7 protein-coding genes and 1 tRNA gene are annotated in these 8,571 nt (G+C 44.0%); all 8 read right to left on the bottom strand.

Annotated features, from left to right (window positions below):
- Nucleotide 1: 1 nt before the first annotated feature.
- A tRNA-Gly gene (locus GVO63_RS07905) sits at nucleotides 2-77 on the bottom strand.
- 175 nt (nucleotides 78-252) lie between these two features.
- Complete coding sequence (gene pgsA / locus GVO63_RS07900; protein ID WP_159495458.1) at nucleotides 253-819, bottom strand: CDP-diacylglycerol--glycerol-3-phosphate 3-phosphatidyltransferase; 567 nt, start codon at nucleotides 817-819, stop codon at nucleotides 253-255.
- Between the two features lie 124 nt (nucleotides 820-943).
- A complete protein-coding gene (uvrC, locus tag GVO63_RS07895; RefSeq protein ID WP_159578963.1) occupies nucleotides 944-2,761 on the bottom strand; it encodes an excinuclease ABC subunit UvrC in 1,818 nt (605 codons plus the stop codon).
- Nucleotides 2,762-2,792: 31 nt separating this feature from the next.
- A complete protein-coding gene (gene uvrY, locus GVO63_RS07890) occupies nucleotides 2,793-3,437 on the bottom strand; it encodes a UvrY/SirA/GacA family response regulator transcription factor (protein WP_159495456.1) in 645 nt (214 codons plus the stop codon).
- A gap of 178 nt (nucleotides 3,438-3,615) precedes the next feature.
- A complete protein-coding gene (locus GVO63_RS07885) occupies nucleotides 3,616-4,347 on the bottom strand; it encodes a pirin-like bicupin family protein (protein ID WP_159578960.1) in 732 nt (243 codons plus the stop codon).
- A gap of 200 nt (nucleotides 4,348-4,547) precedes the next feature.
- Nucleotides 4,548-5,987, bottom strand: coding sequence for an aminotransferase class I/II-fold pyridoxal phosphate-dependent enzyme (locus GVO63_RS07880; protein WP_236552089.1), 1,440 nt, complete (start codon nucleotides 5,985-5,987; stop codon nucleotides 4,548-4,550).
- A gap of 178 nt (nucleotides 5,988-6,165) precedes the next feature.
- Nucleotides 6,166-8,280 carry a 5-histidylcysteine sulfoxide synthase gene (gene ovoA, locus GVO63_RS07875; protein ID WP_159578965.1) on the bottom strand — a complete coding sequence of 705 codons (2,115 nt, stop codon included), beginning with the start codon at nucleotides 8,278-8,280 and terminating at the stop codon, nucleotides 6,166-6,168.
- Between the two features lie 103 nt (nucleotides 8,281-8,383).
- A partial coding sequence (locus GVO63_RS19575) for a hypothetical protein (RefSeq protein WP_236552088.1) occupies nucleotides 8,384-8,571 on the bottom strand: 188 nt, incomplete at its 5' end.

Genomic DNA, 8,571 nt, shown 5'->3' with positions numbered 1-8,571 from the left:
TTGGAGCGGGAAACGAGATTCGAACTCGCGACCCCGACCTTGGCAAGGTCGTGCTCTACCAACTGAGCTATTCCCGCATGTCTTAATCGACTATTTCGTTTGGTTGATGTCCTCTCGAAATGTGGGATGCATTCTACCTACCCATTCAAAACTGTCAACACGAAAAAGCGTTTAAATTGAGATAAATGCGGTTTTTTATGATCGTTTGCTATTTTTTTATTCACATTGATTAAACCGCGATCAATTTCACATTTATGCGTCGCTGCGAAGGTGTGGCCATGCTGCTTTTGTATAAACAAACATTGACCAAATTGACAGCACCGCAGAAAAATATAAAAGAATATAGCCTAAAGAAACCCAATAAATTGGAATGCCCATGAAGGTTTCAAGGCCCGACAGGAGCCCAATTAACGCTAACATTTGTGCAGTTGTTTTTGCTTTACCGATAAATGACACTTTAACGGCGTCTCTAACACCGTTTGATCCCATCCACTCACGCAGTGCCGACACATAAATTTCACGGACCAAGAGAGCAATGGAAGGCAAGGTGATCCAAAGACTTGCATAACTATGAGTAATCATCAGCAACGCAGCGCCCACAATAAGCTTATCTGCGACAGGATCTAAAAATGCCCCAAAGGGCGTAGATTGTTGAAGTTTTCTTGCTAAATACCCATCAAACCAATCTGTGATTGCGGCAAGCCAAAAAATAAATGCACCCGCTTCATGCGCCCAACGCCAATCAAGAAAATATACAGTAACAAAAACAGGAATAAGAATTACTCTAAATAAAGTAATACAGTTTGGAACAGTCCACATAAAAAATACGTCTCAGTGTTATATGCCTCTATGGGCGTTTAGCGCACTCGCTTAGATGCTTAGCATCTCTCTACTTCGTTACACATTACCTTAAATTGCAAAGTATTGCTTGTTAGTCATTCATTTATTGGTGCAAGTGGTCATAAATGGTGTCCGCTAATTCCGGGCTAATTCCCGGCACGCTCGCTATTTCGTCTTTGCTCGCTTTTTTAAGGCCTTGTAGGCCTCCCATAAATTTCAGTAATGACTGCCTGCGTTTTGCGCCGATACCTGGAATACTCTCTAAACTCGACGTCGTTTTAACCTTTTGGCGTCGATTTCGATGCCCGGTTATAGCAAATCGGTGAGATTCATCGCGAATGTGCTGAACAAGATGTAAACCTGGTGAATGACTATCCATCGGCAGCACTTGGTGACTGCCAGCGAGGATAAGGGTTTCTAAACCTGGCTTACGAGTAGTGCCTTTTGCCACCCCTAAGAGCATGGGTTTTTTATCATGGGGCCAGTCTTCAAAGAATTGTTCTGCTTGCGCGAGCTGACCTTTACCACCATCAATAAGCAGTAAGTCAGGAATTTTTTGTACCTCTTTTACCGATTTATACCGGCGTTTAAGAGCCTGCGCCATAGCCGCGTAATCATCACCCGGTGTGATACCTTCAATATTGTATCGGCGATAGTCGCTTTTAAGTGGTCCTTCACGATTAAATACCACGCACGACGCCACGGTCTGCTGGCCCGAGGTGTGTGATATATCAAAGCACTCCATGCGCTGAATTGGCGTATCGACTTCAAGGGCGCTTTCTAAATCGAGATAGCGCGCAAACACGGATTTTTGTTGACTATACTGTGCATCAAGCGCAGTTTGTGCGTTTGACTGAGCCAGTTGCAAATATTTACGCTTCTCTTCCCTTGCCCCTTTAAAGAAATGAACTTTGTGCCCCGCTTCGCTGGCCAGCACTTCCGCAATAGCGTCTTCATCCGTTAACGTATTGCTCAATACTATTTGCTTTGGAATGACTTTATTACCCGCCAAATAGAACTGAAGGAAAAAAGATTCGAATACCTCTTGCTCGTCAGCGGTATTGGGCACTTTGGGAAAGTAAGCTTTACTGCCTAAAAGCTGCCCTTCGCGAATAAACATAACTTGAATACAAGCCATATTGCCTTTAAACGCAAAACCAAAAACATCCATTTCGTCTTGTGTACCGGCAACCCATTGTCGCTCCTGCACTTTTCTCAAGGCATTTATCTGGTCGCGATAACGGGCAGCCGCTTCAAAATTTAATGCCTCGCTGGCCTTCTCCATTTTTTCTACCAGGCCACCAATTACTTGCTGATTTTTTCCTTTTAAGAACAAGCGCGCGAAATTAACCTGCTCTTTGTATTCTTCATCACTCACATATCCCTCGACGCAAGGCGCGCTGCAGCGCTGCATCTGATATTGAAGACAAGGCCGGCTTCGCGCACGATAGTAGCTATCTTCACACTGCCGTACAGGAAATATGCGTTGCATTGAGCGTAAGCTCTCCCTGACAGACCATGCACTTGGATAAGGTCCAAAATATTCCCCTTTTTTCTTTTGGGGGCCACGATGGAAAGAAAGCCGTGGGTGCTCATGGTCTGATAAAAAGATAAAGGGGTAGGATTTGTCGTCACGCATCACCACGTTGTAACGCGGTTTGTACTTCTTTATGAAGTTGTTTTCTAGCAAGAACGCTTCGGTTTCACTGTTAACAACGGTAACGTCCATGTTCGCTATCTGGCTGACCAGCGAACGGGTTTTAGCGTTATCAAGGTTGGTTCGAAAATAACTCGATACGCGCTTCTTGAGATTTTTGGCTTTTCCTACGTATATAACCTCTTCCTGGTTGTTGTACATGCGGTACACACCAGGCTGGGAGGTTAAATTCTTAAGAAATGCTGCTGAATCGAATGCAGACATAATTACTTTGACATTGCGCCTTTAACAACGCTTAAAAGGTATTAGGGTTGATGAGCTTGTAACGATAGGCTAAATGCGTTAACTCAACATCAGAATTTACACCTAATTTTTGAAACATTCGGTAGCGATAGGTGTTAACAGTTTTAGAGTTAATACAAAGCTCTCGAGCAATATCTGGCACTTTGTGACCTTCGGTTAATCGCATGGCTATAGTAAGTTCTCTACTCGATAGTTCGTCGAATGGATTATCTGAACTAGGCAACAACTTACCGATAGCAATGCTATTTGCCACTTCACTATCGATATATTTTTGCCCTGCCGCCACTTTTCGAATAGCAAGAATCACTTCATCTGACTCTGCGTCTTTGGTAAGGAAACCAAATGCCCCTGCATCCATAACCTGCATAGGTATGGGGCTTTCCTTGTGCATGGAAACACAAATAACCCGCGTATTTTCAGACATGCGGACAATTCTTTTCGTCGCCTCAAGCCCGCCAATACCGGGCATGTTCACGTCCATGAGTACCACATCCGGCGCGTTTTTACGGCACAATTGCACCGCGTCTTCACCATTTTTCGCTTCCGCGAGAATAGAGAAATCATTCACGTCTTCCAGAATTCGGCGTATCCCTGTTCTGACCAAATCGTGGTCATCTGCTAGGATTATTTTTATCACTCTAGTGTCTCACTGACTTCAGTTTTATATATGTGGTATTCGGGCTGTTAATTAATATTTATAACAATAATTAATCGCCCTTAACCTCTTTTTAGCCATCATACCATGAGATCAAGATTCGTGAAGTGAAGATACACATTTTGAAAATAAATTGTTGATCTAAATTACTTTTAGCTAGTTACTGAGGTAAATCAAACCACAGTGCAACTAAATCGTCAGATGCAAGAAGGTTGATATTATCTTCCTCGTAAATACCCAGAGCATCACCAGCCCCAACTTCAAACTTGTCACGTTCACTTTGCACCGAAGCTACTGCTTTACCTGCAATAATATGAAGATAGCCTTTTTTGTCTTTCGTTTCCCGCTTCCAAGTCTCGCCGGTTTGCAGTGTTAAACGGCTAATAGCTGCATTTTGCTTGATCCGCAATGACCCATCCCTACCGCTGTCGCTTACTAATAATTCAAGTTTTGAATCTTCAGTGTTCCGTTCTGTCAAGTGAGTACCAAAGGTCTTTTGCGCGTAGCTGGGCTCACCGCCTTTCACATTAGGGACAATCCAAATTTGCAGAAAGTTAACTGACTCGTCACTGGAAGGATTGAACTCTGAGTGCATGATCCCTCGACCTGCGCTCATTACTTGAACGTCACCAGCGGGCACAACGTATTCATTACCCGTATTGTCTTTGTGCTTTAACGCCCCTTTAACCACATATGAAATAATTTCCATGTCTCTGTGGCCGTGGGTTTCAAAACCTCTTCCTGCTTGCACCACATCATCGTTAATCACTCGTAGCGCTGAAAAGCCCATGTGTTTGGCATCGTAATAGTGGCCGAATGAAAAGCTGTGTTGACTGTTAAGCCAGCCTAAGTTCACTTTTCCTCTTTCGTTCGATTTTCTCAAATATATCATGCTGGATTCCTTTAAACCTCTAGGCCATGTACCGCCCCTTTCACAACACATCAACACTTGTTCATCAGGGGTATGGCTTTGGCTAATTCTTCGTAGCACTATTTTAATTCTCTTTAGTAGAAATAAAATGCCATATATTTGAATCTATCGTTCTAAATTTTAGAAAATTAGTTAACGATAGCTTGCGATCTTATTATTCGCTACTGGATAAAGCATAAACGCTGCAAAGCGGTCTCGATAACGGCAGGGTGGCAGGCTAAATTGAGTCTTACATGATGCGGAGCGCCAAAAGGTGCACCGTCGTTGCCTATAACGCCCCGCTCAACGCATTCTTCTATACTCGTAACGGGACGGTAATCGAATCTGCAGCGAGAATCTTCACCTGACGTTCTTTCCTGGCGAGAAGCCATACGACCCAGCTCCGGTGATTGGGTGGTAAATGACGAAAGGTCTAGCCACAAAAAGTAGCCCGCTTTTCCCATGGTGTAGTTTACCGATAAACCGTAGTACTCAAAAAAGCGCACAACGAGCTTTCTATTAAAACTTAGCGCGCTTTTGACGTTATCTAACCAAGCGCTGCCTCTTTCGTAGGCGGCAATGAGTGCAACTTTTCCCAAATTACTCGCATTGAGATGTCTGGTATTGATCGCGCGAGCAAACGTCTCTCTGGTCTGTCTGTCTTTTATTATCGCAAACGAGGCACCAGGAATACTGGCGAGATTGAATGCTTTTGAGACGCTGTTGATGTGAATGATCTTTGGCAACGGCGACGAGTTATTGTGTTTTGTTTGTGCCTCACCCTTGTCATCTAATTCAGCACCAAACATGGGCATCAGCGTTGGTTCATTGTATGAATTAAATGCAAATTCACTGTGCACTTCATCAGTGATTAACAAAATATTGTGAAGCGCGCAGAAGTCCATAATGATGCCCTGCTCTTTTGCGCTTAATACTGTGCCAGTGGGATTGTTAGGGTGACAAATGACAAACGCCGACGCAGACTTATCTAAGGCAGCTAGGTCAATACTCATAGCCTTGTCACCATGTTGCTGCTCTCTTTTTTTGCCTATATCGCGTGACGAGATCTCGGAATGTTTTTCTCGATTAATATACGGTCGCTGAATGACTGGAACATATAGAGGTTTTAGACCGTTGTTAGTAATCGCGTCAGATAAAGGCGAATAGGTCGGTGTTAACAACATCACCTTTTCTCCCGACCTACAAAAGGTGCGTAGCGCGACGTCTATCGCACCAATAACACTGGCAACGTCTACTACATCAACGCTTTCTACCTTAAACCGTGTATTTTTAGGCGCGCTACGCTCAAAGCGCTTAGCGACTGACTCACCTATATCGAGTGACTGATACCCGTATGTAGTTCGAAGATTTCGCGAAATAGCGCTCAGTATGTCTTCGCAAGGCGGTATGTCCATGTCTGCAATCCACATAGGGATAGGTTCTTGCTGAGAACCGACTGTGGGTCCGTGGTCAGATAATGGGCCGTTAAAGCGACGAAAAATTGCCGAATACTTAAGTCGGTTTTGATCGAGCTTTAGATGAGATGGCGCTTGCCAGATGTCCCTGAACGGCTTGAACTCATTTTGAAGGGTGTTAAAAACCAAGAGATGGCTGTGCACCATGTTCACTTTCTCACTGTCCTCTTACCGGACTTTTCACTAGTGTACGCGCACGCATGATTCACGGAGAACACAACGTGCGCGGTTGTTATCGATTTATATTTAATAACATTATCGAGGTACGCTTTTCATTTGCCCTTTGAATTTCATAGCGTACCTTGGTATTTCTTATGCTCGTTTATTACTCATCTATTTTTTCAAACACGTTAAATTCAGAAAGTGTATGCTGATACTTACGCTTAGTTTCACGAATAACAAACGGCAACTCTTTAGGCTCACCCACTCGTTTAAAACGGCTGCCCAACGCATCTTCTAGCGCTTGAGTAGAACTTAATGTCTCGCCGTTTTCATCTTTATATCCGCCTAACCATTTACTTCTTTCGGTATACTCTTCAAGCCATGTGAAAGGGCTAGCAATGATCAACAAACCACCTTTATTAAGGCGTTTTGCCATATCGGCGAGCACCTTTTTAGGGCTGTATACCCTATCTATCAAGTTACCCATAAAGATAAGATCGTACCCTGTAAACTGAGGCTTAAGGTTACACGCGTCGCCTTGGGCAAAAGCGACCTTCCTCGTACAGTCTTCCAAACCCAGTGCAGAAAGCTTACGCGCTTTAAATGACGTCAACTCACCTTCTTCTATGAGGTTATAGCGGATCTCACCGCGTTCTTGCATATCAAATGCGGTTTTTATGAAGCGCGCAGAAAAATCAATGCCATCAACGTGCTCGAAGTGTTTTGCCAGTTCAAAGGTAGAACGACCAACGGCACAGCCTAAATCTAACGCTTTGGCATGCGCACGCCCTTGCATAGCTTCAATACAAAACTGTGCGCTGGCTTTAGCAAAATTGGGCACGCCGTAATATTCATCGCCGTAGTGAAATTCGCTGTATTGGGAAACCTGTGTATCGCTCTCGTAATCAAAATCGTTCACTGCTATAACTCGCTTTCCTTGAACATATCTAAACCCTGCGTGCTGAAAGAAGTGACGTCTGAATGCGTAACGGCTGTCTTTCATCGCCTCATTACCTGTAGACACCCAACTACCACCTTTAATGAGGTTATGCTTATTATCATAGGTTGGCGTCGTAAAGTCGTCGTACAATGGGTGAACTTTAAAACCTTCGAATGGATATATCGGTGTTTCCGTCCACTGCCATACATTGCCAACCACATCAAAAAATTCACCAGACTGATTCACATTCACAGGTTCACTCGATGCAAACTTCTGCAGCGCAATGTTAAATCCTTCGGCGTACACTGTTTGCGTAACGCCGGCCTGCTGACGCAGCGCTTGCCATTCATTTTCAGTGGGTAAGCGGATAAGTTCGCCGGTTTTCGCACTCATGTAATTACAAAACGCTTTTGCTTCGTGGTAATTTACATCGACTGGCCAATCTAGCGGAAGCGGAAACTCTTCAAGCATGCTGCGGTACGCGTAGTGATCTCCTTTTTTGACCCAAAAAACTGGGTGTTGTGCCTGCGTATATTCACGCCACTTGTTACCCTCGCTTTCCCAGAATTTTGCTTCGTTATAGCCGCCGTCTTTAACAAATGCCATAAACTCGCCGTTACTAACGAGGAACTTAGACGCGCTAAATTCGCTTACTAACTCCTGCTGAGCGCCGTATTCGTTATCCCAACCGTAATAGGCATTATCCCAAGATTTATCGTTCACTATCGTTTGGGACGGAACAGATACAAGCGTATTAGGTTCAAGTTCTTCAAAACGCTTTTTCATCGAACGGCAAGCGGGCCAGTCTGGATGAGTGCGGACTGACGTGATAGGTAACTGTCTGATGAGAACAGACGAGGTTTCTAAGTGAATACGTTCATGCTCTATCCCCATAATAACAGGCCACATAGGACTGTCCCAGTCAATAGGCATACTGAAAGACAGCGTATCAATGAGATCACAAACGAGTGTACGCACTTGGTTTCGATATTTACGCACTTCCTCAACGAGTGGCCAATCGTAGTTTTCATCATTGAGATCGTCCCAGCTCATCTCATCGACACCGATGGCAAAGAGCGATTCAAATTTGGGGTTAATTCGCTCGTTTATTGCTTTGGAAAGCACGAGCTTATTAATAAAAAAGGTCGCCGTATGGCCAAAATAAAAAATTAGTGGATGTCGCAACTTCTCGGGACGTTGATAAAAGACGTCATCATTCGCGAGACAAGAGAAAAGTGATTCGTATGTATCAAAAGCGTCGAGGAAGTACGTTTTGATTTCCTGCCTTTTTTGCTCAACGGTTCCTTCCCTTAGATTAAGTGTGGGCATCGCCTGCATAATGTCCTCTCGAATTCTTGTTATTACTACCAACTGCGTGGGACCAGCGAAATGCGCGTGCACGACAATCGCTTTTTAATGCCGTATTGAGTTCAGTTGATTGTTAACCTTTTATATATATCAAGCTTGTGTGAACAAAGCGCGACATAACTTGGTTTTTATGAAGTGTATTGTCATTACAAATTACAGACAGGATGAGATCAGAAAATATTTCACGCCTTCTTTGCAGGCGCAACAAATTAAACCGCAACATGTGCGGGCTATCGTATTTGGCAGAGAGTGAGTGATATT

It is taken from the genome of Alteromonas sp. KUL106 (genome assembly GCF_009811415.1).
Classification (GTDB): domain Bacteria; phylum Pseudomonadota; class Gammaproteobacteria; order Enterobacterales; family Alteromonadaceae; genus Alteromonas.
The sequence above is the reverse complement of the archived record's forward strand: the minus strand, read 5'-3'. Positions and strand labels throughout refer to the sequence as shown.